Raw genomic sequence first — 21826 nt, forward strand, 5'->3', positions numbered from 1 at the left:
TAGCCTTGCCTTGAACGCAACGGGGATGGTTGCCTACAGCGCAGCCCCGATTTTGGCCGCCAGATCCACCAGCCGCGCCGCATAGCCGTACTCGTTGTCGTACCAGGAGAGTACCTTCACCGTGCGATCCCCTAAGGTCAGGGTGGATCCCAAATCCACAATGGAAGAGTGGGGATCCCCGACAATATCCGCCGAGACGATCTCTGGCGGAGCAATGGCCAGGATGCCGCGCAGCGGGCCTTCTGCAGCCTCGACAAAGGCTTGGTTGACTGCTTCTTTGGTGATGGGCTGCTCGGTACGCACCACAAAGTCCACAATCGAGCCGGTCAAGGTGGGCACCCGCAGCGCCAGGCCATCCATCTTCCCTCTCAGGGCGGGCAAAACCTCGGCCACTGCCGTGGCGGCCCCGGTGGTGGAAGGCACGATCGACACTGCTGCCGAGCGGCCCCGCCGGTAATCTTTGGGATCCGGGCGATCCACAATCGCCTGGGTGGCGGTATAGGCATGGCAAGTGGTGAGAAAGCCGGTCTCGATGCCGAAGCGATCCAACAAAACCTTGGCCAGCGGCGCCAAGCAATTGGTGGTGCAGGAAGCATTGGAGACGATGTGATGCCGCTCCGGGTCGTATTGGTCGTCGTTGACCCCCATCACCACCGTCAAGTCGGGGCCTTTGGCGGGAGCAGAGATGATCACCTTTTTGGCCCCGGCTTCCAGGTGTTTGGCCGCCCCCTCTCGTTTGGTGAACAAGCCGGTCGATTCCACCACCAGGTCAACCCCCAGATCTTTCCAGGGCAGTTGTGCCGGATCCCGCTCTGCCAAAACTCGGACTTTCAGGTGGTTGCCGATTTGCAGATGCCCGTCCACCGCGCTCACGGTTTGGGGAAGGCGCCCATAGGCCGAGTCGAACTGGAGCAGGTAGGCCAAGTTGTCGGGTTCGGTCAGGTCATTGACTGCCACCACCTCCAGCTCTGGAGCTGGCTGAGACAGCAGCACCCGCAGGAAGGCCCGCCCAATGCGACCAAATCCGTTAATGGCTACCCGTGTGGTCATCGCAATCCTCCGGTATCAGTTTATACGATGGATCAGGGGACGCGGCATGGGAGACGCTGCCCCCCTAGGGATAGGGTAAAAGAAGAACGGGATCCACATCGCTTTTGCACCCAAGATCTCCAGATTTGCCACTGGGACTTGCAAAAGGACTCACCCAAGAAGTTGCCGGCAGAAGGGAAAAGTAGGAATGAAGGTATTGCTGACCAACGATGACGGCATCGAGGCTGCCGGGCTGGCCAACCTCAAGTTGGCCCTCAGCGCCCTCATCCCGGAAGAACACTGTTGGATTGTGGCCCCCCACCAACCGATTTCCGGCTGCAGCCACCAGGTGACGACGGGGCGACCTTTTCGAGCCTTGGCCCGCGGCGAGCGCACCTTTGCCGTCGAGGGATCCCCTGCCGACTGTGTGCGGGTGGCCCTATTCAAGCTGGCCCCAGCGGTGGATTGGGTGCTTTCCGGTATCAACGAGGGGGGAAATCTTGGATCGGATGTGTATCTGTCGGGAACGGTGGCGGCGGTACGGGAAGCAGCGATGCGCGGGATCCCGGGAATTGCCATTTCCCAATACCGAGCAGGGGGCCAACCCATCGACTGGGAGCAAGCCCAGCGGTGGACGCGGGAAATCTTGGCGGAGCTGATGGAACAATCCCTGCCCAGGGGGGCGTTTTGGAATGTGAACCTGCCTCACTTGCCCGCCGGATCCCCTCTGCCGGAGCGGGTTTATTGTCCCCTCTGCACCCAACCCCTGCCGCTCGATTATGCGGTGGAAGCCGAGGGAAATGGGGCAGAGTCGCTGTGGTTTCGCTATCAGGGCCGCTATGCGGAGCGCGCTCGGGATCCCCAAACCGATACCGACATCTGCTTCTCCGGTCGGGTGGCCATCACCCAAGTGCAACTGGCCTCAGGCGTTTCCGCTGGGGGGGGTAGAAGCCAGGTTGCGGGCAATGGTTCTCAGCCGTTGCAGCCGTAGCGCCGTCAGGATATCGGTGGGATCCAGCTTCAGAACCTGTTCTATGGCATCTGCCAGGTGTTGAGCGGCCTCCTGTCGGGTGTAGCCGCGAAACTGAGCACGGCGCAGGGCAAATTCATCGGCATCGAAATGGGCGCTCTCCCGGTTCAGGTTTTGCCAGATCTGCCGGACGGAGAGAGCCGTAATGCCACCTGCCAACAGAGCGGAAAAGGGGTGCTGCAAAGAGAGCTCCGCCACGGTGGTGATGCCCCCCATCAAGGCCAGCGATTGGTAAAACCCCGGCTGCAACCAATTGCGGTTGCCCAGCCAGCCCACCTCCCGCAGAAACAACAGATCCCGCTGTGGCTGAGGGATCCCTTGCCAACGGCGAAAATCGATGGCGATGGTGCCCTGGGGCTGCCAAGGGGCTTTGCGGCGGGAGATGAGCAGGGCTTCACCCCCGAAGTGGGGAACGACGCTGATCAAGGGTCGGAAAGAAGCGGGGAGCAGATCCCGCAACCGTTCGGTTTCTTCTTTTTCAAAGGATTTGAAATCTGGGCGGCTGTTCATGGCCTCACCTGTTAGGGGCATTGAGGCGGGGAGCCCGCCTGAACACGGGCGCTGTTCCGGCCCCCGACACCACAGCCCTGTGTAGAACCAATGCGAGGTTAGTCTATCGCATCTCCAGGCTGGCCGTGGAACTCTGGCCGTGGAACTCTATAGGTGGAACCCTGTAGGTTTCAAAGATCCCAATCCTAGGTTGCGTAGACTGGGAAGGCGAGCCTACCCGTCTTACCTACTCGTCTTAAATCCGAGACCATGACCTTCCCAGCTCAGCCAGAACCCCAAGTGCTCCGTACTGCTGACGGGAATGAGCAGAGTATCAACAGCCCCCTTTACACCTACGCCTTCTTCCCGCAGCCAGCTCCAGAACTTTTGCCCTTCATCCGGCAAACCGAGGGGATCCATCGGTCGGTGCAGGTGTTCTCCCCGACAGGCAGCCGAATTGCCGCTGCTGTGGAGCCGATGCCGGATCCGGAGTCGCTGCAAGTCTCGGATGAGGTGTTGGTGCGCTCTGCCCTGCGCCACGACCAGGTGATCTGCCGACTGTTCGCCCAGATGCCGGTGCTGCCCCTGCGCTTCGGCACCTGCTTCCTCTCAGCAGAAAAGCTGGGATCCCATCTGCTGTCCCGGCAGACGGAGTACGAACAAGCCCTCGCAGCCATTGGGGGGCGGGCCGAGTACTGTCTCAAAGGAAGGGTTCAACCTCAGCCCCAACCGGAGCCACAGCCCTCCCTAAGCGGGACGGCCTATCTGTTGGCCCGCAAGCAAGCCTATCTCCAGCAACGACAGGCCCAAGAGCAGCAAGAGCAGGAGCAGCAAGCCCTACAGCAGCTTTGGCCTTCCACCTGGCCTGTGCAAAGGGGGGATCCCCAGCCAGGAGAAGCCTTGCGGCTTTACTTTTTGCTCACCCCTGCCGAGTGGGAAGCCGCCGCTCAGCTCACCCAAACCTGGCTGGATCAGCACCCCCATTGGCAACTGGATTGGAGCGCCCCTTTGCCCCCCTATCACTTTGTCCGTGCCTTGCGGGATTCTCTGGCGGACAAGTGTATAGATCCCAACTAAGGACGCCGTCCCGCTAGCGCGAACAAAGTGCTCTGCATGCGGATCATGGTCGCGTTAGCAGAGCGTGGATCCAAGCGTGATAATGGTGAGGGGATCCCGTCCGCTTCCTGTTTGCATTGGCGAGGCGGAGCCCTCACAGGGCAAAGGACTCCGTCCCGCTAACGGGAACAGCAGGCAAAAGGAAGAGTTGTGGTCTAAAGCGCTATGCGCCGCTACCGCGAACGAGTTGGGCTATTGGGGCTGGGCACGGTTGGCACGGGTGTTGTGCAAATTCTGCAGCAACCCCGGCATCCTCTCTTGCAGTCAGTTGAGATTGCGGCGGTGGGGGTGCGCTCTTTGGATAAGCCGCGGCAAGTGCGGATCCCACCTGAGCGCCTGACCACCAATCTGGAGCAAATCGTGTCGGATCCGGAAATCGACGTGGTCATCGAGCTGATGGGGGGCTTGGAGCCGGCCCGCACCTTGATCTTAAAAGCCCTTGACCACGGCAAACCGGTGATCACAGCCAACAAAGCGGTGATCGCCCGCCACGGGGAGGAGATCTTTCAGGCGGCAGCCCAAGCCAAAGTCTCGGTGCTCTTGGAAGCGGCAGTCGGGGGCGGGATCCCGATTCTGCAGCCCTTGCAACAGTCCCTGCAGGCCAGCCACATCCAGGCGGTCTGGGGCATTGTGAACGGCACCACCAACTTCATCCTCAGCCAGATGACCCAGGCGGCCAGCTCGTTTGAGGAAGCCCTGGCCCTGGCCCAGGCCCACGGCTACGCCGAGGCGGATCCCAGCGCCGATGTGGAAGGGTGGGATGCCGCCGACAAGATCGCCATTTTGGCCAGCCTTGCTTTCGGGGTGTCTGTGAAGCGGGAAGCCATCCCCTGCGAAGGGATCCGCGGCATCAGCCCCACCGACATTCGCTATGCCCGCGAGTGGGGCTACACCTTCAAGCTCTTGGCCATCGCCCAAAGGGCCAACTCTGGCGGGGAGGCAGCGAAGATGGCTTTGGATATCCGGGTTCACCCCACCCTTCTGCCCTCTACCCACCCCTTGGCCAACATCAACGGTGTGGACAATGCCGTCCTGGTGCAGGGGGATCCCTTGGGGCAGGTGGTGCTGTCGGGGCCGGGGGCGGGGCGGGGGCCGACTGCCAGTGCCGTTGTTGGCGATCTGCTGACCCTGATTGCCCACCGGCAAACGGGGGCTGATGCCCCCAATCCGCTGTGGGGATTCTCCTGCTTCCCCGCTGCCGCCTCTTTGATCCCTCTCTCGGAATTGGAGTCGGAGTTTTACGTGCGGGTGTTGGCTCAGGATCAGCCGGGGGTAATGGGGGCGATTGGCACCTGCTTCGGTCGCCACCGGGTTAGCCTGGAGAGCATTACCCAAAAGGAATGTCACCAAGAGCAGGCGGAGATCGTCATCCTCACCCACACCGTCCGCGAGGCCGATTGCCGACAGGCGCTGGCCGAGATCCAACAACTGCCCCAGGTGGCCGGGATCCCCAGCCTATTTCGGGTGCTGCGCTAGCTGCTATAGATCCAAAATGCTCCGCACCGCTGACGCGAACGCGCTGGTGGGACGGGGAGCGGCTCAGAGCATAATTGTTTGACTCTTGAGGATTGAAAACCCCGTTGGAACCCAAAAGATGAACTCTTCTGTTGAGCACTTTAGCGGGACGCAGTCCTTGCAGGCCGAGGTGGTGGTGGTGGGGGCGGGCATCAGCGGCCTAACGTTGGCCTTGCGATTACAACAGGGCTTATCCCCCAAGGATGAATCCACCCAGCCGCTGCTCCTGGCCGAGGCCAGCTCCCGCGTGGGGGGCTGTATCTCCACCCAATCCAAAGACAGCTATCGCTGGGAAGAGGGCCCCAACAGCTTTACCCCCGTCCCCGCCCTGCTTAACCTCATTGCCGAGGTGGGCTTGGCGGAGCACCTGGTGCTGGCCGATGCCAAGCTGCCCCGCTACATCTACTGGGAAAAAGAGCTGCTGCCGGTGCCCCTGAGCCCTTCTGCAGCCATTGGCTCGCGGCTGTTGAGCGTGGGCGGCAAGTTGCGGGCCTTACGTGGGTTGTTGGGGTTTGTCGCGCCGCCGCCAGGCGGAGAGGAAACGGTGCGGCAATTCTTCCGGCGGCAACTGGGATCCGAGGTGGTGGAACGGCTGGTCGAACCTTTCACCTCAGGGGTGTATGCCGGGGATCCGGATCAGCTCAGCGCCTTGGCAGCCTTCCCCCGCATTGCCGGCTTGGAAGAACGCTACGGCAGCCTCTTTGCCGGTGCTGTGCAGGCTTTGCGCAGCCGTTATCGCTACGCGACGCTCCCGCGAACCCGTCACCAGGACAGCGCCAACTCCCCCATCCAGCCTCCTCCCAAGCGGGGCCAACTGGGTAACCTGCGGCAGGGGTTGCAGCAGCTACCTGAGGCGATTGCCCAGAAACTGGGCAGTGCGCTGCGGCTGGGCTGGCGGGCTGTGCATCTCAAGCGGGATGAGACGGGCTACCGGGTGGGCTTCGTCATACACGACAGCGGCGCGGAGCACAACGCCCCAGAAGAAATCCACTGGGTGGTGGCTCAACAGGTGGTGCTCACCCTCCCTGCCTACGCTGCTGCCACCCTCCTGCAGGATCTCAACCCCCAGGCCAGCCGGCTGCTGAGGGAAATCCCCTACCCGCCTGTGGCGGTGGTGGCTTTGGCCTATCCAGAAGAAGCCCTCCCCCAACCGCTGCGAGGGTTTGGCCATCTGATCCCTCGCTCTCAGGGCCTGCGCACCCTGGGCACCATCTGGGCCTCCTCCCTCTTCCCAGAGCGGGCTCCTCAGGGCTATCACTGCCTGATCAGCTTCATCGGGGGAGCTACCGATGCGGCTTTTGCCCGCCAGAAAGGGATCCCGCCCATTACGGCGCTCTCCCCTGACGAGCGGGCCCAAATTGTGCATGCAGAACTCAGCCAGATCCTGCTCACCCGCCCTGTCGAACCCATCCGCCTGGGAGAGCGCCTGTGGCCCCAGGCTATCCCGCAATATACGCTTGGCCACCGGCAGCGGATTGCCCAATTGCAGGCCAGCCTGGCCGACCAAACCCCAGGGGTGTGGGTGTGTGCCAACTACCTGGATGGCGTGGCCTTGGGAGATTGTGTGCGGCGGGCCGAGGCCCTAGCCCAGCAGATCCTGTCCGTCCGGCGTTAGCGGTGCAGTTCCCGTTCGCGTGTAGCAGCATAGAGTGCTGTAGACATAGCAGCATGAGCCATCCCTACACCAGCCTCCTGCTCATCCCCACCGGCATTGGTGCCCGCATCGGTGGTTTTGCCGGGGATGCCCTGCCTGTTGCCCGCACCCTGGCAGCAGCCGCAGAGCGGGTCATTACCCATCCCAACGTGTTAAACGGAGCCAGTTTGTTTTGGCCGATGGGGAACGTGTTGTACGTGGAAGGGTACGGCCTGGATCAGTTCTGTGCGGGGGTGTGGAATTTGCGGCCAGTGCGCCAAAACTGTGTTGGGGTGGTGCTGGATGCCGGGATCCCCCCTGATCTGCAACAACGCCACCTGCAGGTGATGCAAGCCGCTCAGGCCACCTTGGGGCTCAACATTGGCCCCTGGCGCTTGACCCGCCAACCCTTGGGCGTTTCCGTCGGCTTCTCCCCCTCAGGAGCCAGCCAGGGATCCCTGGCCCGGCCCGATGCTCTCTTGGAGACTGCCCAGGAGCTGGTTCGCCTGGGGGCAGAGGCCATTGCCGTGGTGGCCCGCTTTCCGGATGACTTGGACTTCAGCCAGTACGAGCAGGGAAGGGGGGTGGATCCCCTGGCCGGCGTCGAAGCCCTGATCAGCCACCTGGTGGTGCGGGAGTTGCGGATCCCTTGTGCCCATGCCCCCGCTTTCTACCCTGAGACTTTCCCCAAGCCGGTTCACCCCCGCGCTGCTGCTGAAGAGGTGGGGTTTACCTTCTTGCCTTCGGTTTTGGTGGGCCTCAGCTACGCTCCCCAATTTGTCAAGAGCGGGGATCCCGCCCAACCGGGCGACCTGACAGCAGAGCAGGTGGACAGCGTCATTGCCCCGGCCACTGCCTTTGGGGGGCCTGGCTTGCTGCACCTGGCCAGCCGTTATTGCGGCGCAACGCTGTCGCAACCCCACCACAATGCTCCGCCGCTGACGCGAACGGACGGAGTCCTTGCCCGTCCTCCGCTTTTCATTGCCGTCGAGGAAAACACCACCGTGATGCAGGTGCACCCCCGCCAGTTGGGGATCCCTCATGTATCGGTAACCTCCTATCTAGAGGCGATTGGAGTGGTGGTGGCCCACCGAGCAGGAGTGGCCTGGTCGTCGCTACGGCTCTCCCCCTCCACCCCGGAAAAGCTGGGATCCCACACTTGCGCCGTTCGCGGTCGCGGTGCGGAGCACTTGAGCGGGACGGAGTCCCAGTAGGCTACCGGTCGCGTTAGCGGGACGGAGTCCATGAGCAGATGGGAGCCGGCAGGGGATCCGCCGGGTTTAGGCCGGCAAACCACTCCGACAGGGCGGCCGGCAAGCAGAGGCCGGGGTTTCCCTCGATGTGCAGCCGCTCCAGTCGGGGCAGTTCTGCCAAAAAGGTCGGCAGTTCTCCCGTGAATTGGTTACGTGCCAGGCGCAGATCCCGTAACTGATTCAGCTGAGCCAGCTCGGGGGGCAGGGATCCGCTGAGGCGATTGTCCGACAGGTAGAGGTTTTCCAGGTGGCGCAGTTGCCCCAGTTGGGGGGGAATAGGCCCAGAGAGCTGATTGCGATCCAAAAACAGGCCCTTGAGGGAGCTCATCTGGCCCAGTTGGCCGGGAAGGGTGCCGCTGAGGCGGTTGTTTTGCAGGATGAGGTTTTCCAGGTGGCGCAGTTGCCCCAGCTGGGGGGGAATAGGCCCAGAGAGCTGGTTGTGATCCAAAAACAGGCCGCGCAGGTTGCGCAGCTGCCCCAGCTCGGATGGGATGGAGCCGGAGAATTCGTTGTAGTCGAGAAACAGGTTTTCCAACTGGCTGAGTTGCCCCAGCTCGGGCGGCAGGGGGCCGGAAAGTTGGTTGTGGCTGAGGGACAAGGCTCGCAACCGGCGAAATTGGCCTATTTCGGGCGGCAGGGATCCGCTCAACCCCTGACGATCCAGCACCAGTTGGACAAGACACTGATCCGGATCAAAAAGGGCCACCTCCTCTACCTTCACCTCCGGACGGCCCAGAGCTGCCAAGATCTGCCGCAGCAAGAGGGGATCCCGACAAAGGGGAGCAGACCAGGCCCCCATCCCCCAGCTCAGCCAAACCCAGATCGCCAACAGGCCCACCGCCCACCTCTCGTGCCGAGCCATTCCCCTCTGCTGCTTCATCCCTGCTCTCCAAAGGATCTTTGCCAAGGTAGCATCCTACTCCGTCCCGCCTCCGCCGGGGTTGTTGCTATGGGCAGGGGAACCGCGACGTAGAAGAGTTCTGGCCCGGAACCGGCTAAGGACTCCGTCCCGCTAGCGCGAGCAGCTACACTGAAAAGCCGATGACCTCCTCTTCGGCAAACCTCCATGGCCAGGATCAACGACCACTTCCTCAAGCTCAAGACCGGCTATCTCTTTCCCGAGATCGCCCGGCGGGTGCAGGCTTTTGCCACCGCCCATCCCGAAGCTCAAATTATCAAAATGGGCATTGGCGATGTCACCGAGCCGCTGCCGGAAGCCTGTCGAACGGCCATGATCCGGGCGGTGGAGGAAATGGGGGAACGGGCCACCTTTCGCGGCTATGGGCCAGAGCAGGGCTACGAGTGGCTGCGCCAGGCCATTGCCCGGCACGACTTCCAGGCCCGCAACTGCGATATCGACGCTTCCGAGATCTTCGTCTCCGATGGCTCCAAGTGCGATTGCGGCAACATCCTGGATATCCTCGGCCACGACAACACCATCGCCATCACGGATCCTGTCTATCCGGTTTATGTGGACACCAACGTGATGGCGGGCCATACGGGGCCGGCCAACGAACGCGGCGAATACGAGGGCCTGGTCTATCTGCCCATCACTGCCGAAAATCACTTCACCGCCAGCCTGCCCAGCCAAAAGGTGGATGTGATCTACCTCTGCTTCCCCAATAACCCCACAGGCGCAGTGGCCACACGGGAGCATCTGCAAAACTGGGTGGACTATGCCCGTGCCCACGGCTCCCTGATCCTGTTCGATGCCGCCTACGAAGCCTATATCACCGAGCCCGGGATCCCCCACTCCATTTACGAGATTCCAGGGGCGCGGGAATGTGCCATCGAGTTCCGCTCCTTTTCCAAAACCGCTGGGTTTACCGGCACCCGCTGTGCCTTTACGGTGGTGCCCAAGTCTTTGCGGGGGCAAGCTGCCGATGGATCCTGGGTGGATCTGTGGAGCTTGTGGTATCGCCGTCAATCCACCAAGTTCAACGGGGTGTCCTACATTGTGCAGCGGGGGGCGGAGGCGGTCTATTCCGAAGCGGGGCAAGCGCAGGTGCAAGGTCTGGTGCAGTTTTACCTGGAAAATGCCCGCATCATTCGCCAGCAGTTGGCCGAAGTGGGGATCCAAGTCTATGGCGGCGTGAATGCCCCCTACGTCTGGGTGAAAACACCCGATGGGCTGAGCAGTTGGGAGTTTTTCGACAAGCTGCTGCACACCTGCCATGTGGTGGGTACCCCCGGCTCTGGCTTCGGCAGCGCCGGAGAGGGCTATCTGCGCCTGTCCGCTTTCAACAGCCGCGCCAACGTGGAAGAGGCAATGCGCCGCATTGGCAGCGTGTTTGCGGGGGCTGGAGCCGTTGGTTAATTGAGTCTTGACCCAGAGGGCGAGGATTCTTTCAAGCGCTCCCCGCCGCCAGAGGCGAACAGCTTGGGCCCGACAGGAAAGATGACGAACCAGTCGGCGATACCGCCGCGAACCCTTTTGCCTGCAACGCAGCAACTGGGCCAGCTTCCCCTTCGGCTTTCCGGGTACTGCCGCTTCGACTGCAGCTCCTGACCGTTAGCGATGAAGATATCCATACCCTCATGGGCAGTGGCCAGGTGAACTTTGCCCAAATCCACCCCATTTCCACCAGAACGGGTGTGTTCTGGGGCCAAGGTATCACCCTTTCTCATTGGGCAGATAGAGTTCGCAGCAGCCCAGCAAAAAGCTGCCCTGATCGCGTCAGCAGGTCGTATCTTGGTCGGCCAGTTCTGGCGAAAGCCTTTCACAAAGCAGGCCGTAGGTCTTTTGCCTGGATCCCTAGACCAGCAGCGGGGCTTTGCGCCAAGCCTTGGGCTGCTGGAACCGGTGCAGATCTCGGATCAGCCGCACCCAGCCGTCAGACATGGACTCCACCAAAACTTTGCCTTTCTCCGGCGTGGCGGCGGTGGCATCGCCCAAAACTCCGCTCTGGGTGAGATCGCGAGTTGCCCAAGCGAAAGGGATCCGCCCTTCCATGCTGAGCAAGCTGTTTTCCGGCAGATCGTGGGGATATTCGCAGACCAATCGGTCGGTTCGCACCGTGTCCGGCAAAAGGTGCATCAGCATACTGGTCTCCCCATCGCCGGCGTGAATGCCCAATTCCCGTTCTTTCTCGGTAAACAGCTCTCGTCCTTCGTGGGGAACGCGCCAGACCGACACCGGAAACAGCATGAAATCTTCATACTTCTGGTGCAGATCGCGGGCAACAATCTCCAGGACCTGTGGCTGGCCACCGTGGGAATTGAGGAACACCAGCTTGCGAAACCCAGCTCGGTAGATGCTCTCTGCCACTTCTGTCAGCACCGCCATCAGGGTTTGAGCCGAGAGGGTAATGGTGCCGGGGAAATGCCAATGCTCGTTGGCTTTGCCGTAACATTGGGTGGGCAAAACATAGGCCGGGATCTCAGGCTCCAGCTTCTCCATGGCGCGCCCAATGATCGCCGTGCCGATGCAGGCATCCACCACCAGGGGCAGGTGGGGCCCATGTTGCTCGATTGAGGCAACCGGCTGAATGATCACCACGTTCTCTTTGTCGGGCATGGCCTGGATCTCCGTCCAGGTCAGGTAGGGGAAAAAGCGGTGGGGCGGGACAAAAGTGTGCATCATGGCGGGATCCGTTCAAGTTTGATCAGAAAGCTACCTAGCACCATGCCACAAAATCGGGTTTACGAAATGCCCGCAAAGACGGGATCCCCGGCCAACCCGCCTGCCAAAGAAACGTAAGAAAGCCATCGATTAGGATAAGTACAGTCTGTACAGTTTCCGGTCAACGATTGCATGACCCTGTTGCCTTGTTTGCCCGCCCAGTGTGACTCTGTTGAGGGCCTGCGTCTGCTGGGGCGCCCTTTGCCCGCCTCGGCGGAAGTGGGCAGCGCTACCCCCTCACCCCGTCCCATTCTCGCCCTGCCAGGGTTGCAGGCCACCCTCTATGTGGAGCTGATTCAGGTTTCTCGCCACAGTCTTGAGGCAGGCTCTGACACCCCGCCGCTGCTCTGGGTGCGGCCTCTCCTGCTCAGGCAGGGATCCCAAGTCTTCAACCTGCGGGCCACCTCGGATTTGCTCTGGCCTGCTGCCGGCTTTGTTCCGGCCTATGCGGAGGAGGTATTGCCCCTTCTGGAACAGGCAAGGGATCCCGCTCCCCACGAGCTCCCTGCCCGACAGCAGTTGCAGGCATTTCTGCGGCAAGTCTGGCGAGGCTAGGCTGCCCCGGAATGGCCAAGGGAGGCGGCCAACCTTTGCAAAGCCGATGCCAACATCGCTAGAGCCGCGTCAATTTCTGCCGGGGTGACGATCAAGGGGGGCACAAAGCGCACCACCTGGGATCCTGCCGGCACCAACAACAGCCCGCAGTCCATGGCTGCCTTGACCACTTCAGCCGCCGGGATGCGCACCACCAAGCCCTGAATCAGGCCCCAGCCCCGCACTTGCTCAACGAGCTGCGGAAACTGCTCCGCCAAGCGGGACAGCCCCTGACGCAGATACACCCCTGTCTGCTGGGCATTCCAAACCAAACTCTCCGACATTAGCGTGCGGCAAACCGCCAGGCCCACCGCACAAGCCAAGGGGTTGCCCCCAAAGGTGCTGGCGTGATCCCCCGGCTGAAACACGGCGCAAAAGTCTTTCGCCAACAAGGCCCCGATGGGGATCCCACCGGCCAGGCCCTTGGCCAAGGTGAACACATCCGGCTCCACCCCCAGGTTACAGTGGCCCCACAGCATGCCAGTACGGCCCATGCCCACCTGCACCTCATCCAAAATCAGCAGAATGCCCCGCTCGCTGCAGATCCGGCGCAACCATTGAAAATAGGCGGGATCCCCCGGCACAACCCCCCCTTCCCCCTGCAACGGCTCCAACAGCACGGCACACACCCGCTCGCCCCAGCGCTCCAACACCGCTGCTGTGCCCTCGATGTCGTTGTAGGGAACGTAATCAAAGCCGGGCACCAGAGGGGCAAAGTCTTTTTGGTATTTGGGCTGGCCGGTGGCGGTAATGGTGGCCAGGGTGCGGCCATGGAAGCTGGCATGGGCGGTGAGGATCATCGGATCTTGGATCCCGCGCACCGTGTGGGCATACTTGCGAGCCAGCTTAATGGCTCCCTCATTGGCTTCCGCCCCTGAGTTGCAGAAAAACACCTTGTCGGCACAGGAGTGCTGGGTCAGCCATTGAGCCAGTTGTGCCTGCGGCTGGTTGTAGTAAAGGTTGGAAACATGGTGCAACTGTTGTGCCTGCTCGGTGAGCGCCTGAATCCACAGCGGGTGGGCATGCCCCAGGGTACAGGTGGCAATGCCGGCCACAAAGTCCAGGTACTCGCGCCCCTGCTCATCCCAAACCCGACACCCCTGCCCGCGCACCAAGGTCAGGGGATAGCGCCCATAGGTGGCCATCACATGCTCGGCAAACAGCTCGGCAGTTGTCGGGGATCCCGAGGGGGCACTGGCAAGAGGCGAAGTCAGGGGGGACATGGCCGGTGAAGGATTGTTGTCGTGTTGGCGGCGCGGAGCGCTTTGGGGCTGGCGCAAGCCGTGTTTCGAGTGTACCACCCTGCTTTTGGAGATGATATTCTGGCAGGGCCCAAGATTCAGGGATCCCTACGAACCGATGTCGCGGCGGGGGGTAACGGTCTGGTTTACGGGATTGAGCGGGGCGGGCAAAACCACCCTGAGCTGCGGCGTGGCCCAGCAGTTGCGCGCTTGGGGGCTGCCGGTGGAAGTGCTCGATGGGGACCTGGTGCGGCAACATCTCACCAAGGGTCTGGGCTTCAGCAAAGTGGATCGGGAGGAGAACATTCGCCGCATCGGCTTTGTGGCGGAGATGCTGACTCGGCACGGGGTGATTGTGCTGGTGTCGGCCATTTCCCCTTATCGGGCGGTGCGGCAGGAGGTACGGCAGTATATTGGCAGCTTTATCGAAGTCTTTGTGGATGCCCCCCTGGAGGTGTGCGAACGCCGGGATGTGAAGGGCCTCTATCGAAAGGCGCGGGCAGGCTTAATCCAGCACTTTACCGGTATTGACGATCCCTACGAGCCGCCGGAACAGCCGGAGGTGGTGTGCAAAACTGCCGAGCAAAGCATCTCCGAATGTATTGACCTGGTGATACAAAGCCTAAAAAGCAGAGGTTATGTCTAACAGGCCCCCTGCTCTTACGTTGCCCGTAGAGGGTGGGCTTCCCCCTGGAGTAGCTGCAAAGAACCTAGAATTAAGAAAGGCTTACAAGCAACTCCTATGGCTTCGACATCGGCATCGGCCACTCCCATTTCGGCGCAGTGGATCTGGCGGGGGCAGTCAGTTCATTACGTCAAACAGGGTGAGCAGGGGCAGCCTCTGCTTCTGGTGCACGGCTTTGGAGCCTCCACCGACCACTGGCGCAAGAACATTCCCGAATTGGCTCAACACTACCAGGTGTACGCTATCGATTTGCTGGGTTTCGGTCGCTCCGCCAAGCCCAACTGGGACTACCGCGCCGAAATCTGGCGGGATCAGCTGCGGGACTTTTGCCAACAGGTAATCCGTCGGCCTGTGGTAGGGATCGGCAACTCCCTGGGCGGCTATGTGGTGCTCAGTTTTGCGGCGGAGTGGCCGGAGTGGGTGCGGGGCGTGGTGCTTTTGAATGGGGCAGGTGGGTTTTCCACGCTCAAAGGATCCCCGACCGGATGGCGGCAATGGATAGGCGGATTGGTGGGCTGGGGCCTGCGCCAGCGCCTGGTGTCTTACCTGCTGTTTCAGTATTTGCGGCAGCCGCACGTGATCCGAGCCAAGCTGAAGCAGGTTTACTACGACCCGGCAGCCGTGACCGATCAGCTGGTCGAGGCCATCCATCGCCCCACCCAGGATCCGGGGGCTGCCGATGTGTTTGTGGCCTTGATGCGAGGTGGGCAGAAGGGACGGTATGTAGATGAGCTGCTGTGCAGCTTGGTGCGCCCGCTGTTGTTGATCTGGGGAGAACGGGATCCCTGGATGCGGGCTCGGGAACGCTCTAAGCTGTACCGGGCCCACTACCCTCAAGCAGTGGAATACTTCCTGGAGGCTGGCCACTGCCCCCACGATGAGCGCCCCGAAGAGGTCAATGCCCTGATTCACCGGTGGATCGAGACCGGGATCCCAGCCACCACTTCTCCCCCCATTTCCAAAGCTGCCCCTGTATCGGAAGTCCATCCCTAGGCGGCCCGTCTAGCTTGGGCTATCCAACAATTCCTCCTGGGGATCCCCTTCTAGGCCGATGGTGTACTTAGACCATTCTCGATGGGAACCACTGCCGACGGCTTTGGAGATTTCAAAGTAAAGAGTGCTGTGGGGACGGCGGGGTTGGCGCAGCAGGGGCATACCGGCTTCGCGGGGGGTGCGGTTCCCTTTTTTCACGTTGCAACGCACACAGGCACTGACCACATTTTCCCATGTATCCCCGCCGCCACGAGACCGAGGGATCACGTGATCCAGGGTGAGATCTTCGCCGAAGCAGCCGCAGTACTGACAACGATGCCCATCCCGGTAGAGGACGTTGCGGCGCGTAAGTGGGATCTCCTTGTGGGGAACGTGGACATAGTGGCGCAGACGAATGACAGTGGGCAAGGGAATGTTGCCGTACACCACTCGGCCATTGTGCTCGATTTGCTCGGCCTTGCCCTTAAGCAAAAGAACGACTGCCCTGCGCCAACTGGTGATGTTGAGCGGCTCGTAGGAGGCATTCAAAACCAAAACCTTGCCCATAGTGCCGCGCACCGCTGACGGGATCCCCAACCTAAGCCGGAAGGCGCCAGCCCCCTGAAGTTATGCAAAATGTTAACACAGCTTTAGATTCAAGCAGTAGGAGTTCTGTGCTCCAGGAGATATTCCCGGCTGCTGCAAAACGCTACTCTGGAGAAGAGCTGTTGGCAAGGGCGTGTTCAATCCTAGGGCATTACGTGGGGTTTCCCGAATAGGCTGAACTTTATTGAGGTGATGAAGCCGGAACTGAAATCTTCAACTCAACAGCAGGATCTGCCCCAAAAGAGAAATCCAGGCGAGGGATCCCGCTGGCTGATGGGTCTAGCCATCCTGCTGCTCTGTCTGGGATCCCCCAACCGCTGGCTGCACTGGTTTCCGGGAGCGCTGCTGGGCCTAGCCCTGCTGTTTGGCCTGTGCGAGCAACGGCAAGGGTGGGCGCGGTGGCGTTTGGCCTATGGCCTCTGGTTTTGGGTTTGCCTGTATGCCTTCTGGGTGGATCCCTTCTCGGTTGAGGTGTTGAGCGCCTGGGAGATCCTAGGGGGCGTGGTGGTGGCTCCCCTGATCCCCCTCTTTTTCACCACCGCTACGCTCCTCAGTTTGGAGCTGAGCCGCCCCCTGCCGGCTTGGGCACGTCCGCTGGGCTTGGCCACGGTCTGGACAGGCTTGGATGGGCTGTTGGGCTTGCTCTGGTGGCCCATCCCTTTCCACTGGGGATCCCTGTTGTTCGACTGGCCCCTCGGGATCCAAGTAGCCGATGTTACGGGGATCTGGGGGGTTACCTTTTTTGCCGTGTTCGTCAATGGGGTTCTTTGGCAGATGGCCAGGCAGATTTCTAGCCGGTGGCAGGCGGCTGGGGGATCCCTGAGAAACGTTTTGGGTGAGATGCTCAGGAACAGGGATTTCTGGGGTACGCTCGCCTGCGGCCTGGGGTTGACGGGGCTGGTCTTGGCCTATGGAAGCGCACGCCTGGCCTACTTCGATGCCTTGGCCGTCGAAAACAGGGATCCTGACTTTCGGGTGGCGGCGGTGCAGCAGGTGGCTTGGCTGGAAGCCGATCGCAGTTGGAACTACCGCCTGGAGCGCTACCGGGAGCTGCATCAGCTTTCTGCCCAGGGGGTGGCTGCTGGGGCACAGTTGGTGGTTTGGCCGGAGGGGGCGCTGCGGGCACGGCTGCTGAATACTGGCCTGGAACCCTACGTGATCGAGCCAATGCAAGCGATTCTGCCGCCGGAAGGCGCTTTGATTACGGGGGCAACAGAGCCGGATCCCCGCACAGCCCATTTGCCGGAGCCAGAGCAGCGATTTTTTAACACGGCCCTGTTGTTTGACGCCCGGGGCAACTTGCTGGATGGGTTTGGCAAGCAGTGGATCTTTCCCTATTTCGAGTCGGGGCGCTACGTGCCTTCACCCGATGGCTATCGGCCTCTGGACGGAGGGGAGCTTTTCGGGCCTTTGGGGGTGATGATCTGCTTGGAGAGCGTCTTGCCTGCGCCCAGCCGAACTTTAACCCGTCGCGGCGCCGAGTCTTTGATCGTGATTTCGGATGATAGCTGGTTTGGTAATAGCCACTGGCCGATGTTGCATGGCCAGCTCTCGGTTTTCCGGGCTGTGGAAAATCGGCGGGGCGTGGTGTTTGTCAATAACACAGGCGGCAATCTGGTGGTGGATCCCTCAGGTCGGCTCCAGCAGGTTGGCCCCATCTTTCAGCGGGGGGTGATTACGGGAGAAGTGAAGCGGCGTTCTGAGACAACTTTCTACAATCGCGCGGGGGATTGGCTGGCGTGGCTGACGTTGGGGCTATCTTTGGGGCTATGGCGCTGGGGATCCCGAGCAAGGCAAGGATGAGTTAGAATCGATAGGCCCACCGGTGGGTCTGCGGATTCTCCTATCCAGTCCTCACTTCAAAGCCCTGCTGATGTAGCTCAGTTGGTAGAGCAGCTCACTCGTAATGAGCAGGTCGTCGGTTCGAGTCCGATCATCAGCTTTCTGGAGTTGAACACCTCAGAGTCCCTTTGGGAGAAGAGTTGGGGGTGGTCGCGGAAGCGGCGCGGAGCGTTTGGGCAGCAGCGATCATTCTTTCGAATTGCAGTGAAACCTTGGAACGGCTACAGTTGTGGAGGGCACCAGAAAAGATTTCGGGTAGAGACCCCCAAAGAATGGAGAATATCTCTCATTACCCCTGTGCAGTACTTCCAATGCTCAGGATCTGCACACATGCGGTCGGGATTTAACTCCATCTCATAATGGATAACATTGGGGATCCCGGCAAACTCATCAGAAGACTGAGGAGAAACAATCAGCAGCAGAAAAGGCTTGCCCCTGCGCTTAGCCGCCAGCTTATCCATTAAGTCAACAACGGCCTCTCGCCGGCAACCCCCTGTGCGCACAAACAAGACTTTATCGGCTTTTTCCAAAACATACATAAAACGCTTGGCGCGAGCAGTGTAGCGAGTTCGCATTCGCTCATGGATGGGGTGCATATTCTGAAGTGGATCTTCCCCCTCTTCCACTTCATGGCCAAAGGAGAGGCCCGTCCACTTGCTGTGGTAAATTCGCCGATCTTCAGGGCTGTAGTGTAAATATTGCGGATCCCACATGCCCTGAAACTCGTTGTGGATCATATCGGCCACATCAGCCAAATTGCTGGTGCGTGTCAAATCAAAAGGAAAGGCAGGCCCGTCATATTCCAACTTGTAGAGCAGCATTCGCACCGCGCAGCGATCCCCTAACGGCACAATGGCAACACGATGAATATCGGATAATTTGCAGGTGTATTCCAGCAGCATGACCGATTCGGGAGCAGCCTTTACCCGGCTTTCGAGGCCGCCTTCCCCGATCATCAGGGTTCGGAAGAGAGCTTCGCGGTGGCTCGGATCTTCATAAACACCCGCTGGCATGGCTTTGAGAGCAGCCCGCACTTCCTTCCACATGGGGTGGATGTTGTACTCGTGATTGCTCTGGTTGATCACGCACAGGCGAGGTATGGGATCAGAAGAGCCTTCTGAGGATCCACTGAGCTTGAGAAGGATCAACGATCCATCCTCGAAGATCGTTTCTACTGATTCCGAGGAAAAGAACTGAGCTATTGGGGAGAAGACAAGATCGGCATCCGCAGGAATGGAGAGGGTGGTTTGCACCGAACCATCTTCTTGTACGGAAAGGGAATATAAGGTAGCATCCCCTAGCCTTTCATCGCTTTTGCCAATATACAGACCCGGCTGTAGACCTGCTTTTTGGAAAGCGGCTTGCAAAGGTTGCCAAGTGGGCGTGATGGTATAAGGGTAGGGAGTTATATTCACGATGCGAAATTGGTTTTTGCCTGTTTCTGCAGTCACCCAAAAACCATGCTCATCTGCAAAAACGACCCGTTCTCCAACGGGTTGAGCAAGCTTTCTACGAGCTGAACTAACTTGGCCGGGATCCAAAAGAGAGAGATCGATGGCCTCAAACATGACCTGATGACCCTTGGAATTGGGGTGAGCTGGGTCAAAAGCAAGGTCTGGTTTCCAGCGGCTCTGTCCATCTTCCAAATGAGGCAGCCAATTGAACACAGGGCATCCCCAGCTGAGCATTCTTTGCTGAGTTTCTTGCAAAAGAAGATGCTGTTCTGGGCCGTAGTTTGCATGGGGATAAACCCCTCCCAGAACTGGCAAGGCTCCAATGTCTTGAATTCGCTGAATTAGCCGCTGCAGGCCGTTTTCAAACCGTCTCTGCAGGGCGCGGCGATGCTGGGGCAAGGCCGATGCCAAGCCTTCATTTCCCAAAGACAAAGCAACAATAACGACATCGGGATGTTCAGGGATCACCGCCTGCTCAAACCGCAACAGAGTTCGGCTGACATTGGCCCCCAATTGGGAGAGATTTCGCACTTGATGGCCATAGCGCTCTTGTAGAGCTTTCTGCAACAGCCAAGCCCAACCTCGCAACAGCCAGGCGCTGCACCCCAGGGCAACGGAGCTGCCCAAAATGACGACTTTTAGCCCTTGCGGATTTTCCGGTTCGACCTCAGGAATGGGATCGGCAAAATAGCCGTAAGGATAGGCAGGGATCTGGCCAAACTCCCCATCCTCGACAATCAAAACTGCCGGTAAAGGTTCTGGCTCAAGTGGCACCCAGCGATTGACAGCGGTGGATTCCCAAATCACTTCGCCACCGGCTTGCACGCGCAGATACCGGTACTCTACTCGAGGGATTTCTTTTGAACACCCGCTATAGGGCAACAACGGGCCGGGCGCGCCGTCTGCTGGGCTCAACGGCAACTCTACCCACCACAGCGGATAATGAGCGGGATCCGTCTGCAGCCAAATACAATGGCAGGGATCCCAGGAGCCCAATTTTGCGCTGGATCCCACCAAGGCAATTCGCTCGCCCGGCTGGGTGATGGCACGAACCTGGAAGCGATACATAACGTTTTCCTGGCACAGGATTCAATGGGAAATTGTGGGGCTGTGCGGGCGGACTGCACTCACTCATCACCCAATCAACAGCTCAGCAGCCGGCTGAGAAGGGCAAGAGCCTGGGAGCTGATCCCATCTCTGCTGTTTTATCCGGGAAAAAGAGAAGTTCTTAAATCTGGAAAGGAAAGATCTCTAGTACCCAAAAATCCAGTTCAACTGGGCCAATACGGTTCTTAATACAGTTCTGAATAAAGACTCAGTCAATCTTGGCTTAAAGCTAGCATATTGACCGAGGGCTGTCTGTTTTCCAGAGCACTTTTAGACTCTCTCTGGGGTACAGGTTTCCAACTGCCGCTGGGGCAAAATAACTTCAAAGCTGGATCCCTGGCCCAGCTCGCTCTCCACCTGCACCTGACCTTGATGCTGTTGGGCAATGCTTTTGACGATCGCCAGCCCCAAACCTGACCCCGAGAGGCGACCGGGATCCCCGCTGCGAGCCGGATCTGCTCGATAAAAGCGATCGAACACATGGGGCAGAGCCTGGGGGGGGATCCCTGGCCCGGTATCTTGTACCCGTACCACCAGCTCTGGGGATCCGGAGCGCAGCCGTTGTTCCAGCCTCACCTGCACCTCTCCTTGCGGGGGAGTGTGGAGAAGGGCGTTTTCAATCAGGTTGGTGAACAGGCGGGCCAATTGATCTTCATCTCCCCAAAAACCGAAGGGATCCACTTGGGCGGGAGAAGGTTCCTTCCCGCTCTCAGGGGCAGCAATCTCCAGCTTCAAGCGGATCTGCTTTTGGTTGGCCAAGCCCTGCAGCTCCTCCACCACCTGCAGCAGCAGAGCATCCAGCGCACAGCAACGGGGTTGGAAAGGCACCATACCGCTGTCGTGGCGGGCCAGAAACAGCAGGTCATCCACCAGGCGACCCAGCCGCAAACACAGCCGCTCCACCATCTGCCAGCGCTGCCGGGTGTCGGCATCCAATTGGGAATCCGCCAAAGCCACCTGTACCGCGGTTTGGATGCTGGCCAAGGGACTGCGCAGCTCGTGGGAGGCATCGGCGGTAAATTGCTTGAGCTGCTGATAAGACTGCCGGATGGGCTGCATGGCCAGGCCGGAGAGCATCCAGCCAATGGCCCCCACACCCGTCAAACCGGCCACCACCCAGAGGGAAAGATCCCGGATCAACTGTCGCGTTGGCTTGCTCACCTCAAACCAAGGATGGCTGACCCGCAGATAGCCCAGCAGCTTCCCATGGGCCACGATCGGCTCGGTGAACTGACGCAGCCAATACCCAGGGGCGATACGGGCAGTGTGCAGGGATCCCTCGGTCAATAGGGGGGCAGGGATCCCGCCGGGCACCGTGGACCAGATGAGCGTTCCTTGAGGGCCGAACCACTCCAAGTCGATGTGATCGTCCTCTAGGGTGCTGGGATCATCCCGAAAGCTGGCCTCCAAGCTGCGGCGGGCTTGCTGCGGATCCAAGAGGCTCTCATCCACCACCAAAGACCGCTCGACAATTTCCACCACATGGCCAAGGGTATCGTCCACCCGTTCAATCAGGGTTGACTGCACGTACCAATAGAAGCTGCCGGCAAACAACAGCAGCAACACTGCCGTAACCGTTGTATACCAGAAGGCCAACCACTGCCGCGTCGCTTGAAACATGGGAGCTGCACCGCGGGG

The 21826-nt window shown here is 60.1% G+C and carries 19 protein-coding genes and 1 tRNA gene; 11 read left to right on the plus strand and 9 right to left on the minus strand.

Annotation, left to right across the window (positions count from 1 at the left end):
• Positions 1-33: 33 nt before the first annotated feature.
• Positions 34-1050, minus strand: a complete 1017-nt coding sequence (gene gap / locus ACVWZF_RS08925) for a type I glyceraldehyde-3-phosphate dehydrogenase (RefSeq protein WP_457411286.1) — start codon at positions 1048-1050, stop codon at positions 34-36.
• A gap of 187 nt (positions 1051-1237) precedes the next feature.
• On the opposite strand from gap, the gene surE reads away from it, so the two are divergent.
• Entirely contained in the window at positions 1238-2020 is a 783-nt protein-coding gene (gene surE, locus ACVWZF_RS08930) for a 5'/3'-nucleotidase SurE (RefSeq protein ID WP_011433043.1), read from the plus strand.
• Here surE and ACVWZF_RS08935 read toward each other — a convergent pair.
• On the minus strand, positions 1952-2569 hold the full coding sequence (locus ACVWZF_RS08935) for a DUF3318 domain-containing protein (RefSeq protein ID WP_041436440.1): 618 nt from the start codon (positions 2567-2569) through the stop codon (positions 1952-1954). The two genes, surE and ACVWZF_RS08935, sit on opposite strands and share 69 nt — an antisense overlap.
• Before the next feature lie 249 nt (positions 2570-2818).
• On the opposite strand from ACVWZF_RS08935, the gene ACVWZF_RS08940 reads away from it, so the two are divergent.
• The 4 genes from ACVWZF_RS08940 (at position 2819) to ACVWZF_RS08955 (ending at position 8026) form a co-directional block, all read left to right on the plus strand.
• Positions 2819-3625 (plus strand): GvpL/GvpF family gas vesicle protein, encoded by an 807-nt coding sequence (locus ACVWZF_RS08940; RefSeq protein WP_148202720.1) that lies wholly within the window; start codon positions 2819-2821, stop codon positions 3623-3625.
• A 204-nt stretch (positions 3626-3829) separates the two neighbouring features.
• A complete protein-coding gene (locus tag ACVWZF_RS08945; protein ID WP_011433040.1) occupies positions 3830-5140 on the plus strand; it encodes a homoserine dehydrogenase in 1311 nt (436 codons plus the stop codon).
• Positions 5141-5258: 118 nt separating this feature from the next.
• Positions 5259-6794 (plus strand): protoporphyrinogen oxidase, encoded by a 1536-nt coding sequence (gene hemG, locus ACVWZF_RS08950; RefSeq protein ID WP_457411287.1) that lies wholly within the window; start codon positions 5259-5261, stop codon positions 6792-6794.
• Between the two features lie 53 nt (positions 6795-6847).
• Positions 6848-8026 (plus strand): DUF3326 domain-containing protein, encoded by a 1179-nt coding sequence (locus tag ACVWZF_RS08955; protein ID WP_457411288.1) that lies wholly within the window; start codon positions 6848-6850, stop codon positions 8024-8026.
• Between the two features lie 13 nt (positions 8027-8039).
• Here the strand turns inward: ACVWZF_RS08955 and ACVWZF_RS08960 are convergent, their stop codons facing one another.
• Positions 8040-8927 carry a leucine-rich repeat domain-containing protein gene (locus tag ACVWZF_RS08960; RefSeq protein ID WP_457411290.1) on the minus strand — a complete coding sequence of 296 codons (888 nt, stop codon included), beginning with the start codon at positions 8925-8927 and terminating at the stop codon, positions 8040-8042.
• 204 nt (positions 8928-9131) lie between these two features.
• Here ACVWZF_RS08960 and ACVWZF_RS08965 point away from each other — a divergent pair, with 204 nt between their 5' ends.
• Positions 9132-10382: an LL-diaminopimelate aminotransferase gene (locus tag ACVWZF_RS08965; protein WP_011433036.1), complete on the plus strand. Its 1251-nt coding sequence runs from the start codon at positions 9132-9134 to the stop codon at positions 10380-10382.
• On the opposite strand, the gene ACVWZF_RS08970 is transcribed toward ACVWZF_RS08965, so the two are convergent.
• Together ACVWZF_RS08970 and ACVWZF_RS08975 are read right to left on the minus strand one after the other, a co-directional pair.
• Positions 10379-10675, minus strand: a complete 297-nt coding sequence (locus tag ACVWZF_RS08970; RefSeq protein WP_148202718.1) for a hypothetical protein — start codon at positions 10673-10675, stop codon at positions 10379-10381. The two genes, ACVWZF_RS08965 and ACVWZF_RS08970, sit on opposite strands and share 4 nt — an antisense overlap.
• 145 nt (positions 10676-10820) lie before the next feature.
• The gene (locus ACVWZF_RS08975) at positions 10821-11645 is read right to left on the minus strand and encodes a creatininase family protein (protein ID WP_011433035.1); all 825 of its coding nucleotides are present in this window, start codon (positions 11643-11645) and stop codon (positions 10821-10823) included.
• Between the two features lie 174 nt (positions 11646-11819).
• Here ACVWZF_RS08975 and ACVWZF_RS08980 point away from each other — a divergent pair, with 174 nt between their 5' ends.
• Entirely contained in the window at positions 11820-12242 is a 423-nt protein-coding gene (locus ACVWZF_RS08980) for a hypothetical protein (RefSeq protein WP_457411291.1), read from the plus strand.
• Here ACVWZF_RS08980 and ACVWZF_RS08985 read toward each other — a convergent pair.
• Positions 12239-13504: an aspartate aminotransferase family protein gene (locus tag ACVWZF_RS08985; protein WP_011433033.1), complete on the minus strand. Its 1266-nt coding sequence runs from the start codon at positions 13502-13504 to the stop codon at positions 12239-12241. The two genes, ACVWZF_RS08980 and ACVWZF_RS08985, sit on opposite strands and share 4 nt — an antisense overlap.
• Before the next feature lie 136 nt (positions 13505-13640).
• Between ACVWZF_RS08985 and cysC the strand changes: the two genes are divergently transcribed.
• Together cysC and ACVWZF_RS08995 are read left to right on the plus strand one after the other, a co-directional pair.
• On the plus strand, positions 13641-14168 hold the full coding sequence (cysC, locus tag ACVWZF_RS08990; protein WP_414349709.1) for an adenylyl-sulfate kinase: 528 nt from the start codon (positions 13641-13643) through the stop codon (positions 14166-14168).
• Positions 14169-14264: 96 nt separating this feature from the next.
• Positions 14265-15200: an alpha/beta fold hydrolase gene (locus tag ACVWZF_RS08995; RefSeq protein WP_011433031.1), complete on the plus strand. Its 936-nt coding sequence runs from the start codon at positions 14265-14267 to the stop codon at positions 15198-15200.
• A 9-nt stretch (positions 15201-15209) separates the two neighbouring features.
• Here ACVWZF_RS08995 and ACVWZF_RS09000 read toward each other — a convergent pair whose 3' ends face one another.
• On the minus strand, positions 15210-15746 hold the full coding sequence (locus ACVWZF_RS09000) for an HNH endonuclease (RefSeq protein ID WP_011433030.1): 537 nt from the start codon (positions 15744-15746) through the stop codon (positions 15210-15212).
• Positions 15747-15977: 231 nt separating this feature from the next.
• On the opposite strand from ACVWZF_RS09000, the gene lnt reads away from it, so the two are divergent.
• A complete protein-coding gene (gene lnt / locus ACVWZF_RS09005) occupies positions 15978-17588 on the plus strand; it encodes an apolipoprotein N-acyltransferase (protein ID WP_011433029.1) in 1611 nt (536 codons plus the stop codon).
• Positions 17589-17654: 66 nt separating this feature from the next.
• A tRNA-Thr gene (locus tag ACVWZF_RS09010) sits at positions 17655-17727 on the plus strand.
• A gap of 121 nt (positions 17728-17848) precedes the next feature.
• On the opposite strand, the gene ACVWZF_RS09015 is transcribed toward ACVWZF_RS09010, so the two are convergent.
• Entirely contained in the window at positions 17849-20149 is a 2301-nt protein-coding gene (locus tag ACVWZF_RS09015; protein WP_457411293.1) for a DUF1796 family putative cysteine peptidase, read from the minus strand.
• Positions 20150-20458: 309 nt separating this feature from the next.
• The gene (locus ACVWZF_RS09020) at positions 20459-21808 is read right to left on the minus strand and encodes a sensor histidine kinase (RefSeq protein WP_457411295.1); all 1350 of its coding nucleotides are present in this window, start codon (positions 21806-21808) and stop codon (positions 20459-20461) included.
• Positions 21809-21826: the final 18 nt, after the last annotated feature.

Source organism: Thermostichus sp. OS-CIW-30, assembly GCF_054060215.1.

Coding starts and splice junctions, on each gene's coding strand:
- ACVWZF_RS08995 (WP_011433031.1), top strand. CDS start 14,265: ATGGCTTCGACATCGGCATCGGCCACTCCCATTTCGGCGCAGTGGATC.
- ACVWZF_RS08955 (WP_457411288.1), top strand. CDS start 6,848: ATGAGCCATCCCTACACCAGCCTCCTGCTCATCCCCACCGGCATTGGT.
- ACVWZF_RS08960 (WP_457411290.1), bottom strand. CDS start 8,927: ATGGCTCGGCACGAGAGGTGGGCGGTGGGCCTGTTGGCGATCTGGGTT.
- ACVWZF_RS09000 (WP_011433030.1), bottom strand. CDS start 15,746: ATGGGCAAGGTTTTGGTTTTGAATGCCTCCTACGAGCCGCTCAACATC.
- ACVWZF_RS08940 (WP_148202720.1), top strand. CDS start 2,819: ATGACCTTCCCAGCTCAGCCAGAACCCCAAGTGCTCCGTACTGCTGAC.
- ACVWZF_RS09020 (WP_457411295.1), bottom strand. CDS start 21,808: ATGTTTCAAGCGACGCGGCAGTGGTTGGCCTTCTGGTATACAACGGTT.
- cysC (WP_414349709.1), top strand. CDS start 13,641: ATGTCGCGGCGGGGGGTAACGGTCTGGTTTACGGGATTGAGCGGGGCG.
- surE (WP_011433043.1), top strand. CDS start 1,238: ATGAAGGTATTGCTGACCAACGATGACGGCATCGAGGCTGCCGGGCTG.
- ACVWZF_RS08935 (WP_041436440.1), bottom strand. CDS start 2,569: ATGAACAGCCGCCCAGATTTCAAATCCTTTGAAAAAGAAGAAACCGAA.
- lnt (WP_011433029.1), top strand. CDS start 15,978: ATGAAGCCGGAACTGAAATCTTCAACTCAACAGCAGGATCTGCCCCAA.
- ACVWZF_RS08945 (WP_011433040.1), top strand. CDS start 3,830: ATGCGCCGCTACCGCGAACGAGTTGGGCTATTGGGGCTGGGCACGGTT.
- ACVWZF_RS08965 (WP_011433036.1), top strand. CDS start 9,132: ATGGCCAGGATCAACGACCACTTCCTCAAGCTCAAGACCGGCTATCTC.
- ACVWZF_RS08985 (WP_011433033.1), bottom strand. CDS start 13,504: ATGTCCCCCCTGACTTCGCCTCTTGCCAGTGCCCCCTCGGGATCCCCG.
- gap (WP_457411286.1), bottom strand. CDS start 1,050: ATGACCACACGGGTAGCCATTAACGGATTTGGTCGCATTGGGCGGGCC.
- hemG (WP_457411287.1), top strand. CDS start 5,259: ATGAACTCTTCTGTTGAGCACTTTAGCGGGACGCAGTCCTTGCAGGCC.
- ACVWZF_RS08975 (WP_011433035.1), bottom strand. CDS start 11,645: ATGCACACTTTTGTCCCGCCCCACCGCTTTTTCCCCTACCTGACCTGG.
- ACVWZF_RS09015 (WP_457411293.1), bottom strand. CDS start 20,149: ATGTATCGCTTCCAGGTTCGTGCCATCACCCAGCCGGGCGAGCGAATT.
- ACVWZF_RS08980 (WP_457411291.1), top strand. CDS start 11,820: ATGACCCTGTTGCCTTGTTTGCCCGCCCAGTGTGACTCTGTTGAGGGC.